13 protein-coding genes are annotated in these 17629 nt (G+C 51.8%); 3 read left to right on the top strand and 10 right to left on the bottom strand.

Features of this window, described 5'->3' with window-relative positions; genetic code table 11:
• Positions 1 to 106: 106 nt before the first annotated feature.
• The 8 genes from PVOR_RS03050 to PVOR_RS03015 form a co-directional block, all read right to left on the bottom strand.
• Positions 107 to 1753 carry a hypothetical protein gene (locus tag PVOR_RS03050; protein WP_006207603.1) on the bottom strand — a complete coding sequence of 549 codons (1647 nt, stop codon included), beginning with the start codon at positions 1751 to 1753 and terminating at the stop codon, positions 107 to 109.
• A 92-nt stretch (positions 1754 to 1845) separates the two neighbouring features.
• On the bottom strand, positions 1846 to 2730 hold the full coding sequence (locus tag PVOR_RS03045; protein ID WP_006207602.1) for a carbohydrate ABC transporter permease: 885 nt from the start codon (positions 2728 to 2730) through the stop codon (positions 1846 to 1848).
• 23 nt (positions 2731 to 2753) lie between these two features.
• Positions 2754 to 3743, bottom strand: a complete 990-nt coding sequence (locus tag PVOR_RS03040) for an ABC transporter permease (RefSeq protein ID WP_006207601.1) — start codon at positions 3741 to 3743, stop codon at positions 2754 to 2756.
• Positions 3744 to 3879: 136 nt separating this feature from the next.
• Positions 3880 to 4899 carry a LacI family DNA-binding transcriptional regulator gene (locus PVOR_RS03035; protein ID WP_006207600.1) on the bottom strand — a complete coding sequence of 340 codons (1020 nt, stop codon included), beginning with the start codon at positions 4897 to 4899 and terminating at the stop codon, positions 3880 to 3882.
• 173 nt (positions 4900 to 5072) lie between these two features.
• Positions 5073 to 5912, bottom strand: a complete 840-nt coding sequence (locus PVOR_RS03030) for an aminoglycoside phosphotransferase family protein (RefSeq protein ID WP_234972755.1) — start codon at positions 5910 to 5912, stop codon at positions 5073 to 5075.
• Positions 5878 to 8097 carry a DEAD/DEAH box helicase gene (locus PVOR_RS03025; protein WP_006207598.1) on the bottom strand — a complete coding sequence of 740 codons (2220 nt, stop codon included), beginning with the start codon at positions 8095 to 8097 and terminating at the stop codon, positions 5878 to 5880. Before PVOR_RS03025 ends, PVOR_RS03030 begins: the two co-directional genes overlap by 35 nt.
• Complete coding sequence (locus PVOR_RS03020) at positions 8094 to 9431, bottom strand: ATP-binding protein (protein WP_006207597.1); 1338 nt, start codon at positions 9429 to 9431, stop codon at positions 8094 to 8096. Before PVOR_RS03020 ends, PVOR_RS03025 begins: the two co-directional genes overlap by 4 nt.
• Before the next feature lie 62 nt (positions 9432 to 9493).
• Positions 9494 to 11500, bottom strand: coding sequence for a TerB N-terminal domain-containing protein (locus PVOR_RS03015; protein WP_040680139.1), 2007 nt, complete (start codon positions 11498 to 11500; stop codon positions 9494 to 9496).
• Positions 11501 to 11638: 138 nt separating this feature from the next.
• Here PVOR_RS03015 and PVOR_RS03010 point away from each other — a divergent pair, with 138 nt between their 5' ends.
• Positions 11639 to 12301 (top strand): M50 family metallopeptidase, encoded by a 663-nt coding sequence (locus PVOR_RS03010; protein WP_006207595.1) that lies wholly within the window; start codon positions 11639 to 11641, stop codon positions 12299 to 12301.
• Between the two features lie 326 nt (positions 12302 to 12627).
• On the opposite strand, the gene PVOR_RS32740 is transcribed toward PVOR_RS03010, so the two are convergent.
• The gene (locus PVOR_RS32740) at positions 12628 to 12711 is read right to left on the bottom strand and encodes a putative holin-like toxin (protein ID WP_220687457.1); all 84 of its coding nucleotides are present in this window, start codon (positions 12709 to 12711) and stop codon (positions 12628 to 12630) included.
• A gap of 343 nt (positions 12712 to 13054) precedes the next feature.
• Positions 13055 to 15835 (bottom strand): glycoside hydrolase family 2 protein, encoded by a 2781-nt coding sequence (locus tag PVOR_RS03005; RefSeq protein WP_006207594.1) that lies wholly within the window; start codon positions 15833 to 15835, stop codon positions 13055 to 13057.
• 147 nt (positions 15836 to 15982) lie between these two features.
• Here PVOR_RS03005 and PVOR_RS03000 point away from each other — a divergent pair, with 147 nt between their 5' ends.
• Both PVOR_RS03000 and PVOR_RS02995 read left to right on the top strand, forming a co-directional pair.
• Positions 15983 to 16915, top strand: coding sequence for an ArsR/SmtB family transcription factor (locus tag PVOR_RS03000; protein ID WP_006207593.1), 933 nt, complete (start codon positions 15983 to 15985; stop codon positions 16913 to 16915).
• Positions 16916 to 17262: 347 nt separating this feature from the next.
• Positions 17263 to 17574, top strand: coding sequence for an ArsR/SmtB family transcription factor (locus tag PVOR_RS02995; RefSeq protein ID WP_006207592.1), 312 nt, complete (start codon positions 17263 to 17265; stop codon positions 17572 to 17574).
• The last annotated feature ends 55 nt before the right edge of the window (positions 17575 to 17629 follow it).

Below are 17629 nucleotides of genomic sequence, written 5' to 3'. Positions count from 1 at the left end.
TCCAGTGTTCTGTTTATATTTCCTATCCCATGGCTTTACTCTGAACCGCTGACATAGAGAAAGCCCCTTCCTATCAAGAAAGGAGCTCTCCCAGCAAGAGATTTACTTATTTCAGCCCCAGCTTTTCTTTGTTCGCTTTCATCTTCTCGTTGCGGACTTCGGTGATTTTATCCCAGTTGTTATCGTCCAGGAACTTTTTGTATTCGTTCAAAAGGCTATCGAATGCTGCATCATCCTTCGAACGGATCATACTGACGAGAGTTGAGTTCCATTTCGTATTGATGGCCGTCAGGGAGCGTGCTTCCGGTGTTCCTTGGTCCGGGTTGATATTCTCCAAAATAAAGTGCGGTACGAGCTTCCCTTTGCCCCATTCCTGCATCTGCTTGATGGCATCCGGGAATGCATCCCCGCTCAGCGCTTTGTGGCGGTCATGACCGAAGAACATGAATTCGCCCATACGGTAGTCCTTCTTGAACGTATCCGAATTGTTCATCTGAAGATCCTTCACCTCAGGAAGGAACTCTACTGTTCCATCTGCATTCACCTGATAGGTCTCGCCTTCAATCCCATAGTTCATCAGCATTTGTCCTTCTTCGCTTAACAAATACGTGAAGAGCTGAATGGATTTGGCAGGATCTGCATTCTCTTTGGTAATAAAGCTGATCATCCAGCCGGTGATACCGGATTGGTTCAGGGTCGGCGCATGTCCGACCGTGCTTTGCGGTCCGTCAATCGCGATGTACTCACTGCCTTTGTTGTTGCTGTAGAAGCTCTGCAGGTTACCACCCTGCTGCGGCGTGCCGTCCAGCATCATCGTTGCGTATTTGCCTGCTTTGACCTTCTCTTCAAAAGCTGTTCCGTCATCGGCAAAGCTGTCATCGCTGATCGCTCCGTCACGATATACGGTATTGAATGCCTTCACCCAAGTCAGATAGTCTTCATCCAGGTTACGGTTATAGAAACCGCCGTTCTCGTCTTCGAGCGGCACGCCGATGAAATCCTGCAGCACGTCGCCAAGCGAGCCGGTGCCTTCACCGATGGAGTTAAAGCCCAGTGGAATCAGAGCAGGGAACTGCTTCTTGATGTCCGCGAGAGCAGCCCGGAATTCTTCCGGCGTTCCCATAGCCGGCTTCCCTATAGCCTCATATACGTCCTTGCGGATGATAAATGCCGTTTTGGCAGGAATGTTACCGCTGTCATAATCCTCCTGCGTATTGGAATAGTTCGGATATCCGTACGTTTTGCCGTCCTTCAACTGAAACCAGTTGATCGTATCCTGTGCTGCTACTTTATTGAAATAAGGATCATATTTCTCGGCAAGATCATTTAACGGCAGCGCCCATGTGGCCGCCTTCTGGACAACCGGGGAGTTGGAGTCAAACGTTGTGATCAGATCCGGCATTTCTCCGCCTGCAAAAAACGTATTCAGCTTGGTATCGTCACCCGTGATGAATTTGATGTTGATGTTCAGATCTTCCTTGATTTTTTTAGTTACAACGTCCTTGCCAAAGTCTGTGTTCCACCAGTCTGCATTCACATACCAAGTGAGCTCCGTTGTCTCCTCTTTTTTATCCAGCTGCCAAGCAGGGGTCTCTGCGTCCGGTGTATAGCGATCCTCGATCGAAACCCAGTTTTCCTTCTTGGAGCCGGAATTGCCGCCTGATCCGCCGCATCCGCTTACAATCAATACAACAGCCATCAATGCGGTGATCAGCGTGAGTCCTTTCTTACCCAAAGCTTTGTTCTTCAACATCCTGTAACCCTCCCTTTAAATTAAAGCGCTTTCTTACCAGACCCTAGCCTGTACAGGTTTGCTTCTGTTCCACTCCCCTAAGAGCAGCAGCTCTACTCTTTAACTGCCCCCAGCATCATGCCGGAGATAAAATATCTCTGTAATATTGGATACATCACAACAATTGGCAGCGTTGTCACGACAATTGTTGCTAGTTGGACCCCTTTGGTGGTCGTCTGGATCGCAACCGAACCGATATTTTGCATCGATTGGGTCTGGGACTGCACAATAATCTCATACAGCATCATCTGTAATGGATATAGCGACTGATCCGTGATGTACAATTTGGTGGTCATGAAATCATTCCACTGCCCGACCCCGTTAAACAACGCAATTGTCGCCATCGCTGGCATGGAGAGAGGAATGAAGATGCTCAGGAAAATTCTCCAGTCGCCCCCGCCGTCGATCTTCGCCGATTCCTCCAGCGAATCCGGTACGTTGCGGAAGAAGTTCATCAGAATAATAACATCGTAAAAACTCAACAGAGCGGGAATGATATAAACCCAGAAGCTGTTTAGCAGCCCCAAGTCCTTCATCAACAAGTACGTCGGAATCATGCCGCCCGAGAAAAACATGGTGACGACACCCATCGACACATAGAATTTACGGCCGCGGACGTATTTTTTGCTCAAGCCATAACCCACCATGGCACAGAAGAACACGTGCGTGATGACCCCGATGACGGTCTTGGCAACCGAGATAAAAAAGGCATTCCATATGTTGGCATCCCTGAACACGGCCTGATAATTCTCAAGCGAGAATTCCGTAGGCCAGAAGATGAACCCGCCCTCGGCCAGGGACCTGCCCGAGCTGAAGGATGAAACAACCACGTTCCACAGCGGAACGACAATGATGATGGTAAACGTAACCAGTAAAATGATATTGATCGTATCAAAGATCTTGCTGTCGAGATCCCCTTTTGCTGCTTTCAAATTCACCGTAATACCTCCCTCTGCATGACCTATAGAACGGATTGATTATCATTCAATTTACTGGTCACCTTGTTAGCCGTAACGAGCAGAATGACAGATATGATGGATACACCCAAACCAACGGCGGTGGCATATGAGAAATCGCCTTGCGTCATACCCATCCGGTATACGTACGAGTTAATGACTTCGGCCTTTTCCCGGTTCTGCGAATTCATGAGCACCAGGGTTTGATCCAGATTCGATCCCAATAAACCGCTTACAGTAAGGATCAAATTCAAGCTAATAATCATCTTCATGTTCGGCAGGGTGATGTTCCAGATTTGTCTCAGCCGACTCGCCCCATCAATTTTGGCAGCCTCGTAATAGGTCGGATCAATCTTAGCCATGATCGCCAAGTACAGAATCGTTCCCCACCCGGCTTCCTTCCAAATATCCGATAAAGTTGCGATCCACCAATACTTGCTCGGGTCGAGCAAAATATTTTGCGGCTGCGAGATTAAACCGAGACTCAGCAAAATTTCATTGAATAGGCCGGATGTCGAGAACCAGGTAATGAGCATGCCGCCCAATACGATCCAGGACAAGAAGTGAGGCAAATAGGAGATCGTTTGGACGAATTTCTTGAATCGCCCCATGCCCACCTCGTAAATCATAATGGCCAGAATAATCGGAATGACAAAACCGATCGCCAGCTTCAGGAAGCTGATGCCCAGCGTATTGACCACGGAGTCCCAAAAATACTTATCCGATAAAATAATTTTGAAATTATCGAAGCCAACCCATGGAGCAGAATCCAGCGTATCGATCACGGTGTAATTTTTAAAAGCAATTGTCAAACCGTAAATCGGAATGTAGCAAAAAATAAACATAAAAATAACGCCGGGAATAATCATCGACTGAAGCTCCCATTGCCGCCTGAAATCAATGAAGAATTCCTTGATCCTCTGCCCCATCGGCTTCTTCCCGGTTGGCTGAACCGTACCCGTGCCAGTTGACTGAACTGCAGCTGTTTTGCTCACCTGCTTAGCCTCCTTTGATCATAAAATCGATAAGATAAATCAGCGCTAATAAAAACGTTTTTATTTTTGGCGAAAAAATCACCATGACATGATGATCATTTTAAAAAAACAGATACAAAAAATTCCGTTTCTTCACTTAAACCGATTCGTTCCGATTCATCTTCACGTGACTGGAACCGCGAACGACCAGTTCCCCCGGCAGTTTCTGAATCTTGCCCTTCTCTTTCTTCTGAATCATGCGAACCAGATGATCCACGACCAGAATGCCTTGTCTGGCAATCTGATTGCGTACGGTCGAGAGAGGCGGGGTAAAATACTGCGCGATATCGATATCATCAAAGCCCACAACGCTGATATCCTGCGGAACCTCGTAACCAAGGGACTTCAGCGCCTTGATGCAGCCAATGGCACTCACGTCGTTACCGGCAAGGAAAGCATCCGGCACTTTGCCGGGATGGAGATGAAGAAGCGACTTTACAGCAGAATAGGAGCCTTCCTCCTCAAAATAACCTTGCAGTATGTAGTCGCCATCGATCGGGAACTGGCACTCTCGCAGTGCAGCCAAATATCCCTCTTTCCGCTGAACGCTGTCAAACATCGTATCCACGCCGGATATATACGCAATTTTCTTATGACCCAGGCTGATCAGGTATTTGGTTGCCTCATAACCGGCTACGTAAGAGTCGAATATGATGCTGCCCATCGTCTCGTTCTGAACCTCACGGTCCAGGAATACAGCCTTAATCTTGTCTTTCTCCATGGCGGCGATGTCTTTATCGTCGATCTTCAGCTCTTCAAAGATAATGACGCCATCCACTCGGCCGCCCATTATATTGCTCATAATGACCTGCTTATCCTTCGTAACAAACACGTTCAATCCATAACCCAGACGGTCACATTCACGTGACATCGACTCAACCAGTGTGTAGAAGTAAGGCCCTGACACGCTTGTTGTAAAGAAGCCCAGCATATTGGTCTTCCCCGACTTCAACAGCTTCCCGTTCAGGTTCGGTACATAGTTTAGTCGCTCCGCCACCTTCAGCACATGTGATTTGGTCTCCGGGTTCAATACATCTACATCATTCAAAGCATTTGAAACCGTTGAAATAGAGACTCCGGCTTCTCTTGCCACATCCTTAATCGTTACCTTACCCATATAACTATTCTTCCTTTGCAATAAAAACGTTTTTATGTACATAAGTTACCATACAAGCGCTTACAATTCAATGCTTTTTTTCAAGGCGTTACAAATATTTTTTCCGATTATACTTAACAACCCTTGGGGAGATAGGATATGAAAAAAACAGGCACTCTTCAAAGCGGTACCCTTCATCGGTACCACTCTTCAAAGTGTGCCTGCAGGAATTGAATCTCTTTTTCGTAATGAGCCACATGCCCTTCATCGATCATTTTCTGGTAAGCCTTGTTGCCTTGTGCCGCACCGGTTGTAAGTGTATCGCATAATGCCTTAATGCGTCTTATAATCCACTCTTTCATGTTGGGAGGCGGAGCTATACCATAAGACTTAAAGAACAGCGATATTCTGTGAGTACGATCCGCAGCATGTAATTCCGATCGATAAGGTATCGATGTCCCTGTAGTGTAATTTATTGCAAAGCTTGCTAGCGGGACTGAAGTGTACAGCATATAAACCATGTCCCAGATTCGTGGGCCTTGTGCAGCCAGATCAAAATCGATCAGCGCTACCGGAACCTCGTCTCTAAACACGATATTGTACAAAGCGGCATCATTGTGACAGATCACTTCATCGTCCCATTCCCCCGAAGCCTGAGGGTTATGTTCAGACTCCGTTTGGATTGAAGTAGTTGCAAAGCCTTGTACGGCGTCATGATAACGCCGTAACAACGCTGCACTCTGGATAAGGGCATGGTCCGACCATATATAGGGTTTAAAATCAGGATATTGGTTTCCCGGTACCTCTCCAGGAATAAAGGACAAGATCTCGCGACCGCTATGATCAATACCTATAAACTTGGGAGCGCCATCAAAGCCCTGCTTATCCAAATGTCGAAGCAAATCATGGACGAAAGAACTCCAATTTGTAGTACGGTGAACGTTATTTCCGATACGTACGACTTCGTTAACATTGCCACCGGGAAGTACTTCCTCCTTGTCACACATCCATAGCTCCCCTTCCCGCTGCTCCATGTACCATCCCCAGTACCTCAGCCAGTCCCTCCAGATCCAGTCCGTCGGCGGCAAAAGCGGTGCGGACTAGCTTCGGCGGGACAAACTCGTCATATTTGCCGAGATACGGCGCCTCATCCGGGTCGAGAAGCGCTCCGGCATCCTCGCAATCCGTCAGCTCCTTACGGATTTCCTCCATCAGCGTCTCGTTATCCACCTTGCCCGCGACAACCATGTAATACGGCTCCATCGGCACGATGGATCGAAGGGCCAGCCGCTCCGACAGATTATGCTTCAGCAATCGCTCCAGCGTCCGGAACTGCTTGCTGCCCGCCCAAGGCAGGATGAACAGGGAGTCGCCGCCCGCCGGTAGGACCACCTGCTTCAGCAGCCCGCTTTCCCGGGCAAGCCGGCGAGCCCGCTCCAGGCGGTTTACCGCACCCGGTGCCAGATACGGATAGATGGTGCTGTCCGCCAGCACCTCCCGCATCTTCTGCACCACACGGGTATGCACATCGCCGCCTGCGCCAAGCCACAAGGTATCAACCTTGCCCTTGGCCGACTTCACGTACAGTGCCTTATGCTTCGTGTCGACTTCCTCCACCTTCCACAGCATGCCTGCCAGCGAGAAGCAGTAGCCGGGCGGGGGTACGGTCGTAATCGATCCGATTTCTTCCGACCCGTTATAGACGACATGCTCTTCATCGTCTTTAAACACCGCATAGAAGCGGTAGTTGTTGACGATTTTCTCTCCGCCAAGGCCGATGATCAGGCTGCCTTCTTCCGTACGCTGGATGTGGTCCGTCTGGATCAAATACTGCAAGAACTCCTTGTATTCCTCCGGCTCGATGCCGCGGAAGGCCGGGAGCGTCAGCACCGCTCGCGCCAGATCCGGCGGCTCGGCCTCGCCCATGCTCTTAAGCATGCTCATCGTCTGATGGTAGAGCACGCCCACCGGTTTCTTCCGCAGGGCGAGCGGTTCAACCCACTTCTCGCGAATATACAGCTCAATGACGGCAATGGCCCGGAGCAGCATCCATGGCATGCGTGCCGGCAGCTGTGCTTCTTCGTCCTCGTCCTCCGGACAGAGGAACATCATCTCGGAGGCCTGATCCCCACGCCGGCCGGAGCGGCCGAGCCGCTGAACGAAGCTTGAGCAGCTGTACGGCGCGCCAAGCTGGATTACCCGCTGGAGCTCGCCGAGATCGATGCCGAGCTCCAGCGTCAGGGTGGCCGCGGCAACCGCTGGCCCCGGACCTTCGCGGAGCGCGGCCTCGGCTTCCTCGCGCAGCATGGCCGAGATGCTTCCATGGTGCACATGGAAGACATCCCGCTGCTCGCGCTTGGCCGCAATCCGCCGCAGCTCAAGCGTGGTCAGCTCGGCATCCGAGCGGCTGTTCGTGAAGACCAGCGCTTTTTTCAGGTGGGTGTTGTCGTACACGAAGTCGTAATAGGCTTTGCGTGCAAGCTCCAGCTGCTCCGCCTGCTTCTCATCCCGCGCATCCGGGAATGAGAAATGCTCGACAGACAGCCGCAGCTTGCGTCCTCCTTGCGGCGAAACGACCTCGACCGCATTCTTCGTGCCTGCGCCCAGCCAGGCGGCTGCGGTCTCATAATCACTGAGCGTTGCCGACAGCCCGATGCGGCGAGGCGAGCAGGAAGCCATCCGCTCGATACGGGTCAGCTGACTCAGCACCTGAATGCCCCGATCGGCACCCATGAAAGCGTGCACCTCATCAATGATGGCGTACCGCAAATCCTGGAACAGCGCCGGGATGGCATTCGGCCGGTTCATAAGCAGTCCCTCAAGCGATTCCGGCGTAATCTGCAGCACGCCGCAAGGCTTCTGCATCAGCTTGGTTTTCTCAGCTTGGGACACATCACCATGCCAATGCCACACCGGCACCTGACCTTCCTTCAACAAATCGGTGATGCGTTCAAACTGGTCGTTAATCAGGGCCTTCAGCGGCCCGATATACAGAATTCCTACCGAGCTGGAAGGCTCATTGTACAGCTCCGTCAGCGCCGGGAAGAACGCGGCCTCGGTCTTGCCCGATGCGGTACCGGAAGCAATCAGCAGATGGTTCGGCGTATCGAACAGGACGCGGCAGGCTTCCACCTGCGCCTCGCGGAGCGTGTCCCATCTTTTTTTATAAATAAACTCCTGAATGAACGGAGCCAGTCTGGTAAAAGGGTTCGCACTCATAATTCGAACTCCGCCAGCAGATCGTCCAAATCGTCCGAAGCCGCTTCATTATTCCTCTTGCCTTGCGGCTGCGCCGCGGCGCGTTCTCCCAGGAGCTCCTCGAAGACGGCCTCCGGATGCTGATGCAGTGTATGCAGCAGATCCATAAAGTCCCGCACCACCTCGCGGGTGGTAAGCAGCTCCTCAGCCCCCAGCCGGTTCACGGCTATCTGCATGAAAGCGATCAGCTGCTCATCCGTCAACTGCGGCTCATACTTGAAGTGCAGGGCGTGAATGTCCCGCAGCTTTTGCAGCAGAATGAGAATTTCCTCGTACGACAGCATGTCCAGCTTCAGGATGGGCGAGGTGTAGGTTTTCAGCGAACCGCTGCCGTAGCGCCCGTCGATCAGGCGGGAGCGCAGCGCATCATAACTGAACAGCCCCCGGCGCTCATCCTCGACAAACTGCGGCGTTCCGCCCATATAGATGCCCAAATGCTCCGCCTTGCCCTGCATGGTGTCGTTGAACATGGTCAGCAGCTTCTCGTAGTTGCTCTGGCGGGATACACTATTGGTAATTTTGTAGAGGTTAACCCCTTCATCAATAAACAACAGCAGTCCCTTGTAACCGATGGCCGCCGTAAATTCGGACCACAGCTTCATGTAGTCATACCAATTGTCGTCATCGATAATGACCCCCACGCCGAGGTCCTTGCGCGCTTCTGTCTTCGTTGGCACTTCTCCGCGGAGCCAGCGCAGCGCTGCCCCCTTGCGGTCATCGTCGCCCAGTTTATAGCCGTTCCAGTAAGCAGCCAGCACCTTCGCAAAATCAAACCCATGCACCAGGTTCTGCATGCCGTTAGTCACCGCATAAATCTGCAGCTCCACGCTTTCGTTCAGGGCAGGGTCATCCGGGCGCATGCCCGTTTCCTGCATGATATCCTGCTGGATCGCGGCGATCCATTTCTGCAAAATGGCTTCCAGCGCACCGCCGTCCGGCCTGGTTCTCGTGGACAGATGGGTCATCAGCTCCCGGTACGTGGCAAGCCCCTGCCCCTTCGTACCCACCAGCCGCCGCTCCGGCGACAGGTCCGCATCCGCCACTACAAAATCTCGATCCATCGCGTAGTTGCGGATAATCTGCAGCAGGAAGCTTTTGCCGCTACCGTAGCGGCCCGTAATCAGGCGGAAGGCAGCCCCGCCCTCGGCGATATTATCCATATCGAGCAGGATAGACTCCACCTCCGGCTTCCGTCCAACGGCAATAAACTCCAGCCCCACCCGGGGCACAACGCCTGCGGTTAAAGAGTTTACAAGGGCCGTTGTGAGCCGTTTGGGGATTTTTAATTCAGTCATGGTTCCACCTCTTTCAAGCAGCTTACAAACATAACGATTCCAATGCGTTTCAATCCGTTCGTTTACACGGACTTCAACGTTTCCAGCATCTCTATATAATCATCCGCAATGGTCTCCCCATCAATCAGAAGGTCCCCGATGGTATCCATTGCGGCATCATTGATCTCATCGAGCAATAGCGCCGGCATGGAGCCGGCTTTCTCCGCAATCCGCTGCAGCCCCGGGCGGTTCGGACCATCCTTCAGAACGGACAAAGCTTCCAAATGGAAGAAACTCAGACGCTCTGCGAGCTCCTGCCATTCCTCATCCTCGACCTCCCATTGCCACGACTGCTCTTCTACTGCAAGCATCCCTGTAGGCATTCCGGTGTGCACGTCATTCTCTACGGGGTGCGGGTCCATACCATGGATAACTCCAGCTTCAGAAGAATGCTCTTCTCGTGAACCCATGGATTGCATCAAGCTATCATCAGCGCTCCCTGACGACTCCATATAGCAGCCTTCAGCTGCTCCTAATTGGGACTCTGCTTCTGGTTGCTTCGCTTCTAGCGTATTTACGGAACTAGCGATGTCATCTGCATCATCCGATTGTTCCCGCATCTCGATGGAATCGAGCTCATAAGGATCTGCATCAAAATCCATCACGGCCTGGAACACATCCGGTTTCTTAGGCGCGGATCTGATGGCGGATCGGCTCCTGGAAGGCGCTTCGGTCTTAGCGCTATCTTTTGTAATAGAGCCTGCGTCGTCCAAAGGTACTCTTGGCGCTGGCGTCAGCTCGCGCTGAAACACTTCAGCCTGCTGCTGCCCGGCTTCCTCCGTAAGCAGCATGTCGCGGACCTGGTCCGACTCCCGCTGTAACCGGCGCAGCTTCCCTGTGTCGATCTGAACCTCAGGCAGGCTCTGCTTGCGCTCGGCCTCCATCTGCTCCTGAATCTCTTTTTTCAAGTAACGGGTGATGATCTCTTCCACTTCGGGCTCAACCACATCCGCGCCGCGCAACCTTCCCTTGAAGCCTCTCAGCTCTCGCAGCTTATTCTCGGTCAAGCGGACAAGCCCGGTTATATAGGAACGCAAAGGAGCGTACTCGCTTAACGACACCACCGTCAGCACGACGGTGCGCCCGTATAACCCGTGATCGTACACCGCGCTGCGGAATAAATGGCGCTTTACCTGCCGGGGCCGTGGCTGAAAGCGGTCGATGAAGCGCTGACCCTTCATTTTGGCCAAATAGCTGTCCACGAGCGCAATCACCTTCGGGGCGTACCGTTCCAAGTCCTTGCGGCCACTCTCCTGGTAAAAACGGCTCTTCTCCACGTCATAATCCAGCAGTTCCAGCAGCAGATCCCATGTCAGCTCCACCGGCTGGAGGGAGAACCGGCGCTTCCATTCCGTCTCTTTCAGCTCAGCGGATAAAACGCGTGGAAAGCGCTGGTACGTCTCCCCGATCGGCATATCAAGGCCATGCACGATCATAAAATCATATAACCACTCCCGCATGTACGTATCCAGCTTGGCATAGCGCTTGCGGTATGCGGTCCACGTCTGCTCCATCCATTCGTACCCTTGGAGGGGATCACTCCAGCCTACGCCATGGATCAGCTCATAAAAATACACAAATAAATAGGATAAGTCCGTATCCGGGTACCGCCCGGACCTGACTTCCTCCCGCCAGTAGAAATACCATGTGAACTGGTCGCTAGTCATTTGGTCGTAGGTCGGCCAATAGCTTTTGAAGGTAACAAAAGGGGTCTCCCCCTCCACATGCCATGCGAGCTCCCTTGCCTTCTGCACGAATTGCTGCTCCTTGGTCACGTAGCGGAAATCCTCGCCCCAGTTCATATCGAGCGACTGCTGCGGCTCGACAATCAAGGGCTTCTTCGTTGGGACAGCAGGGTCAACTGTTTCCTGCACCTGATTCAGCGTATCCGGGCGCTTGTCCGGCAGCGAAACATCCTGCTCATCACCGGCCAGCTCGAATTCGGCAAAACGAATCCCCTGGTCGTTCACGTGCGTAGTATGTCTTATTGAATTTATGTGATTGTCGTTGTTAGGCTTATCATTTTTCATCAAACATGAACCTCCGTCACAACTTCAATTATACCATTTAACCGAAAGGGTCTACCCGATTTTCACATGTTTCTCATCTGTATTATAATGGACGGAATGATAGTCTAGCGAATGACTTTACGCTGAAAGGACCTTCGAATGAATAAATGGCTAAAAGCACTCTTGTTTCTAGTGGGCGCAGCTTTTCTAACGAGGCTGATCCCCTTCTCCTCCTGGTTCCGTATCCTGGATACGATGATCCACGAGCTGGGGCATGCCGTGATGACCCTTATTATGTCAGGGCGGGTACTTAGCATTGAGCTGAACCCCGATCACAGCGGTGTAACCTATTCCATGCTGGCTTCAGGCGGGTGGAGCCCGATTGTCGTCTCGCTTGCAGGCTATATGTCCGCATCCCTGTTCGCCATTCTGATGTTCTACGGCTACGCCAAGAAAAAACAGGCCGCCGGCCTGATCACCATTACCGTGCTTGCCCTCATCATGATTATTTTCTTCGTTCGCACCGGCTACGGATTATGGTGGCTGATTATTTTTATGATCGTGAATCTGATCTTTTATTTTCTCGGCGAGAAGATCCGCAATTTCTATTACCTGCTGCTCGCCTTTCTCGTACTCGAAGAATCCGTGGTCGGTCCGCTCACCCTCTTGACCATGGCCCTGACCCAGCCCAATCAAGCAGGCGACGCCTCCAACCTGGCTAACTTGACCGTGCTCCCGGCCTTCGTCTGGGCACTGCTGTTTCTGCTGTTCTCCCTGTGGTGCGCAAAGGTGGCGCTGCAGCTGTTCTGGAAGAAGCGGTGAGGGTGAAGGAAGGTATATAGATTAAGCCAGCGTTATCCAACATGTGGATGGCACTGGCTTTTTTTATAGCGACTTTTTACTCATATGGATCTAAGGGTCACAATTCACTGCGCTTTGGAAGAGGATTAACTCCCTCATCATGGAACTTGTATAAAACAAAATAAACAAATAAAACCTATAAAAGCGTTATAAAATGAGCTATACTGAGGTAAGAATAAGTAAGGAGTCGTGCTGCGAACACGACTCCAGAGTACAATAACTGCATAAAGAGCAGTCGGCCACGAAAGATAGGTCGAAAAATAGACCGTTACCTTAGGCAGGGCGGTCTATTTCTTTTTCATGTAGGTGAGCAATGCCAGAATGAACATGCCGAACATGAACATTAAGGAAAGTGCATCTTTGACCTCCATGGGCATCACCTCCCTTCTGGGAGATTAGCCGACCACCCTTATAAACCGTATATTGTACTGGAAAATCATAACATAACGGAGACGATCTAATACGAAAACAAGCATAAAATACGATAAAAGAGTAATGAAAAAAGACTATATGAGGAAGTATATTCCAATCACCTAAACCATTCTTAGGACATAGAACTCCATAAAAAATGGGCAACCCAGCAAGTAGTTCCACTACTGGCAGGTTGCCTATTTTCTATTTATACTTCACACGAATTAATTATCGCAATCTCTGACATAATCCAATTAAGTGCCTGAAAACTGAGTGACATCCTTCATCCTTCAACTACCACTCTCACCGACACCGCACCAACAAATCGATCGGATAGCGGCCTGCATTCCGTCCATACAGACTGATGCCGCCTTCTTCGGCTCGCAGCTCCAACCGGAAGCTGCGCTTGCGGTCAAGTTTCGCCCCCAATCTGCCCGGCACCTGCGCCTGGCACAGGTAGCCGTACGAACCGGCCTCTTCCAAGAGGTTATGAACCGGCTGATAGTGCCACGACAGCACGCCCCGGCTGTCGGCAGGATCATCAGCTAGCACAGCCTCGCCGATTTTGACATCGTCTACCCAAACAGATACACGCGATTCATGCAGCTCTTCATCCGTCATATAGTAAGTGCTCGGGTTATACTCTACGTCCGCCGATGCCCCGTGCATGAAGTCGATGCCGTGGCTGCGATGCCGCGCACCCTCGATATTTCGTGCCAGCAATCGCTTAGCGCCAGCCTCAAAGAAAATCTCGATATCGCGGATCAGCGGCTGTTCCTCACGGTCCGGCAGCTGCACGTCATAGACGAATCGTCCCTCTCCGCCGCCGTTCACTTTGGCTCCTTGAAGCGCCTCCCACATATAGGAGAAGCTTTGCTCACGGAATGTGTTGACCGGAATGCGTACCGTTCTGGCTTCCGCTCCACCATTGCACTGCTCCTCTCCGCCGCGCACGTCAAACGTCGTGAAGTTGCGCGTCACAACTCCGTTCGCACCATTCAGGAGACGAACGCCGAGTATCGCAACCGCATCGGTCTCCGGCATGCGAAGCTGCAGTTCGGTCAGTGGCGCCACACCGTAGCCGTCCCATGCCACTTCCAGGGATCCTTGATCAGCCACGACCTTCGTACCCAACTGGTCATAGGATAATTCCCAGGCAAGGATAAGCTTCTGTCCATGATATTGATCGGAATAACTGGAACGCTGCAGCGGTATGGATACTGCGGCTCCTTGCTCCAGCGTCTGACAAGGCGGTGCGTCAATGACAACGAAATCCGGCGTGTGCAGGTCGGCTATCGTCATACCTGGCACAAAGTCCTCGTATCCGAATTTTTTATCCGTACCATCAAGACGATAATAGCCGTTGAACTCGTTCGTGACATCACGGAATTCCGTAAATACAAAGCCGCACAGTTTATCATGTCGCCGGAATTCGTTGAGCATGTAACGGTAATGCCATGCCAGATCGCTGTCCCCGGCTCCTCCGTCAATTCCCCACACATTACCACATTCGCTGTTCATGAGCGGAGCGTCACCCTGCTGATTGCCGCCGATATAGTTATGTTCGGAACCCGGATGCGTCTTCTGAACAATCTCCTCGATATGATTCCGCAGCGGTTCATACCCGTTGATGTAAAAATGCCAGGTGTTAATATCCGTTTCCACATGATCATAAGCGCAAGGCGAATTGTCTTCAACGATCCGGGTCGGATCTAGCTCCTTGGCCCATCTGTACTTCTCCCGCACCCATTCCTGCGTCTCCGGGAGATAATATCGATGCTGTCCTTCTCCCCCGGTCAGGCCGGCGGATTCGCTGTCCGTGCGCAGCCCCCAAGTTTCGTTAAACATCACCCAGGAAAAAACAGACGGATGATTCCGGTCCCGCTCTATAATTTCAAGCGCCTCGCTCTCGTAGGCTGAGCGTGCCGTCTCATCCGGGTTGCCCCAAAAACACGGCATATCCTCCATCACCAGAATGCCGAGTTTATCCGCCCAATACAGCTTGCGGGGCTCCTCCGGCTTAATATGAATCCGCACGAAGTTCAGTCCAAGCCGCTTCATGAGATAGATCTCGTCCTGCATCTCCGTATCCGTCGGGTAGGTGAAGAACCCGGTCTGATGATAGGACTGGTCCAGCGTTCCGTTTAAATATACCGGCTTCCCGTTCAATGTGATCCAGCGGTACTCCCGACCGTCGAACTTCGCCGTCCCGATCTCGCGTATCCCAAAGTAAGTATGCACGACATCATCCCCGGCGGAACCCGACAGAGTCAGCTGCCCTTCATACAGGTGCGGCGTTTCAGGACTCCACAGCTGCGGATCGTTAACCTGGAACACGGTAGTGCACTCATTAACCCCTTCTGCCAGCTCCCACTCCACCTGATGAGTAATGGAACCTTCTTCAAAAGAAAGATGAAGTGTCGCCGTGCCTGCTTCATGCGCCTGAATCCTGGATTTCAGTTCGACCTGACCATCGAGGGAAGTTATGAAGGTTGCTTGCTCCATGTAGGTTTGCGGCCGGGCCTCCAGCCAAACCGGCTGCCATATTCCCCGGATCTCCCCATATCCCTGCTTCCCGCGGGCCTGATAGTTATGATCATAGTCCTCTGCACGGACCACGAGAATATTGTCTTGTTCCGCATTCCAAACCGTAGTCACATCAAACTCAAATGTTCCGTACCCGCCTTGATGCGAGCCGACATGCTTGCCGTTAACCCATACATCGCACAGATAATCCACGGCGCCGAACCGCAGGAAGATTCGAGACTGCTTCTCGGCCGGCCCCCACTTCACGGAACGTCGGTACCAGCCGACACCCTTTACATCACGCTCAACACCGGACAATGGGCTTACCCAGGAGAACGGCACCGTAATCTCGGAATCAAAACACCGTGCATCGCCCGCTTGCAAGGAAATGTATTCATCCTCGCCAGCATGCTGCTGAGTATCATCGGATCCTTCTGTTTCCAGCTGGAACGACCACTGACCGTTCAGATTTAACCAATCTCTCCGCTCATAATCGGGCCTCGGGTACTCCGGGCGTGGAATTTCCGTACGGATGGGCGTTGCTACAGGAGACTTCATGAAGCGAACACAACCTTTCCTTTTTCTAAATTTGCCCCTATTCTAGCACCTGTATATAATAATTGCAATGTACATTATATTTTTACAATATATCGAATTTAGTGTACACTTGGAGTCACTATATCTCTTCAGTAAAGGAAGGGGATTATGAACGAATCGAAGCTGGAAACCAACCGTTATCCGGCATCCCGGATCGTGGAAGTAGCCAAAGCCTTATCCAGTGATGTCCGTGTGCGCATTCTTGAAGCGCTTGGCGATAAACCGATGAGTGTCGGTCAATTGGCCGAAGCGCTTGGGATTGCGCAGCCTACGGTATCCATTAATGTCCAGATGCTGGAGCAGGCGGACCTGATCGTCTCTTCGCAAGGTGCCAACCGGGAAAAAATCTGCGCCGTTACCTGCCGCTCCATTTTTCTCGAACTGCCCGCAAAGCCGGGCGAGGGGCTGCAGCGCACGGAAGAGATCCACATGCCGATCGGCATGTTCTCCCACTGCTCGATCGAGCCTACCTGCGGCATGGCGGCTCGGGATGGCTCTCTGATCGGATCGCCTGACGATCCGCGCGCCTTTTACATGCCGGAACGAACAGAGGCCGCGCTGCTCTGGTTCTCGGGATCCGGATATATCGAATATTATTTTGCCAATCCCATGCCGCCCGGAGCCGCTCTCGATGAACTGCGCATCCGTGCGGAGCTCAGCTCCGAAGCGCCTTCCTTCCAGCAGGATTGGCCATCCGATATAACCGTCAGCATTAACGATCTCCCTGTAGGCACCTGGAGAAGCCCTGGCGATTTTGGTGATCGCAAAGGGAAACTCACGCCGGATAAATGGAGAAGCGGCAGTGAATACGGCATGCTGACGGAATGGCGCGTAACCGCAACAGGCAGCCAAGTCGACGGTCAAGCGGTAGGCGCGACCACCATAGATTCGCTGGGACTCGCCTTCAACCGGCCGATTCGCGTCCGCTTTGAGGTGAAGGAAGACGCCGAATACCCGAACGGCCTGAATCTGTACGGTTCGGGTTTTGGGGATCATCCGCAGGATATCACCCTGTCTTTTGTGCGGTATACGGAAGCCTGACAGTTGATGCTGCCGGAAAAACTAACGTGAAGCACATCTGCGGTAGGGATGACCTTGTAGTGACAGGTCTCGTTCTGGGGCTATACCAACACGGAGCATCCCGCAGCCAAGATGATGCAAAAAACAAGCCTTGGCAATCACAACATTGGCCTGTAAACATCGCTGACGGTTCAGCCTCACCGTGTATCCATGGCTAAATTCAATCATTTTTCTTGGGCTCAACCCCAACCTGAATAAAAGCTATTCCATGTCAACCCCTGGGCTGGCCTGGGAATAGTCTTTTTTTCTTTTAGTTATTTTCCCAAAGTTTATATTTACATTTCTATAAAAATAGATATAATGAGCATATGGATACCATACAAACCATCAAAGCACTATCAAACGAGACCCGGTTTAAACTTCTGGAGTGGCTGAAGCATCCGGAGGAACATTTTGATCCGCAGAAGCACATGCCTTCTACATGCGATTTTCAGGGCGGTGTCTGCGTCGGCTCCATTTCAGAGAAAACAGGGCTTGCACAGTCGGTCGTTTCTGGCTACCTGGTCAAATTGCAAAAGGCAGGTCTGCTGGAATCCAGGCGCTCGGGCCAGTGGACATATTACAGACGTAATGAGGAGGGTATCGCGCGTTTTATCGAACAACTCAAGAAAGAGCTATAGGCTTAAACGAGCATTATCACCATAAAGGAAGCCTACAAGCTCTTTCTTTTCATTA

Source organism: Paenibacillus vortex V453 (assembly GCF_000193415.1).
GTDB lineage: Bacteria > Bacillota > Bacilli > Paenibacillales > Paenibacillaceae > Paenibacillus_AQ > Paenibacillus_AQ glucanolyticus.
Note: the sequence above shows the minus strand (reverse complement) of the source record. Positions and strands in the feature narration are given on the sequence as shown.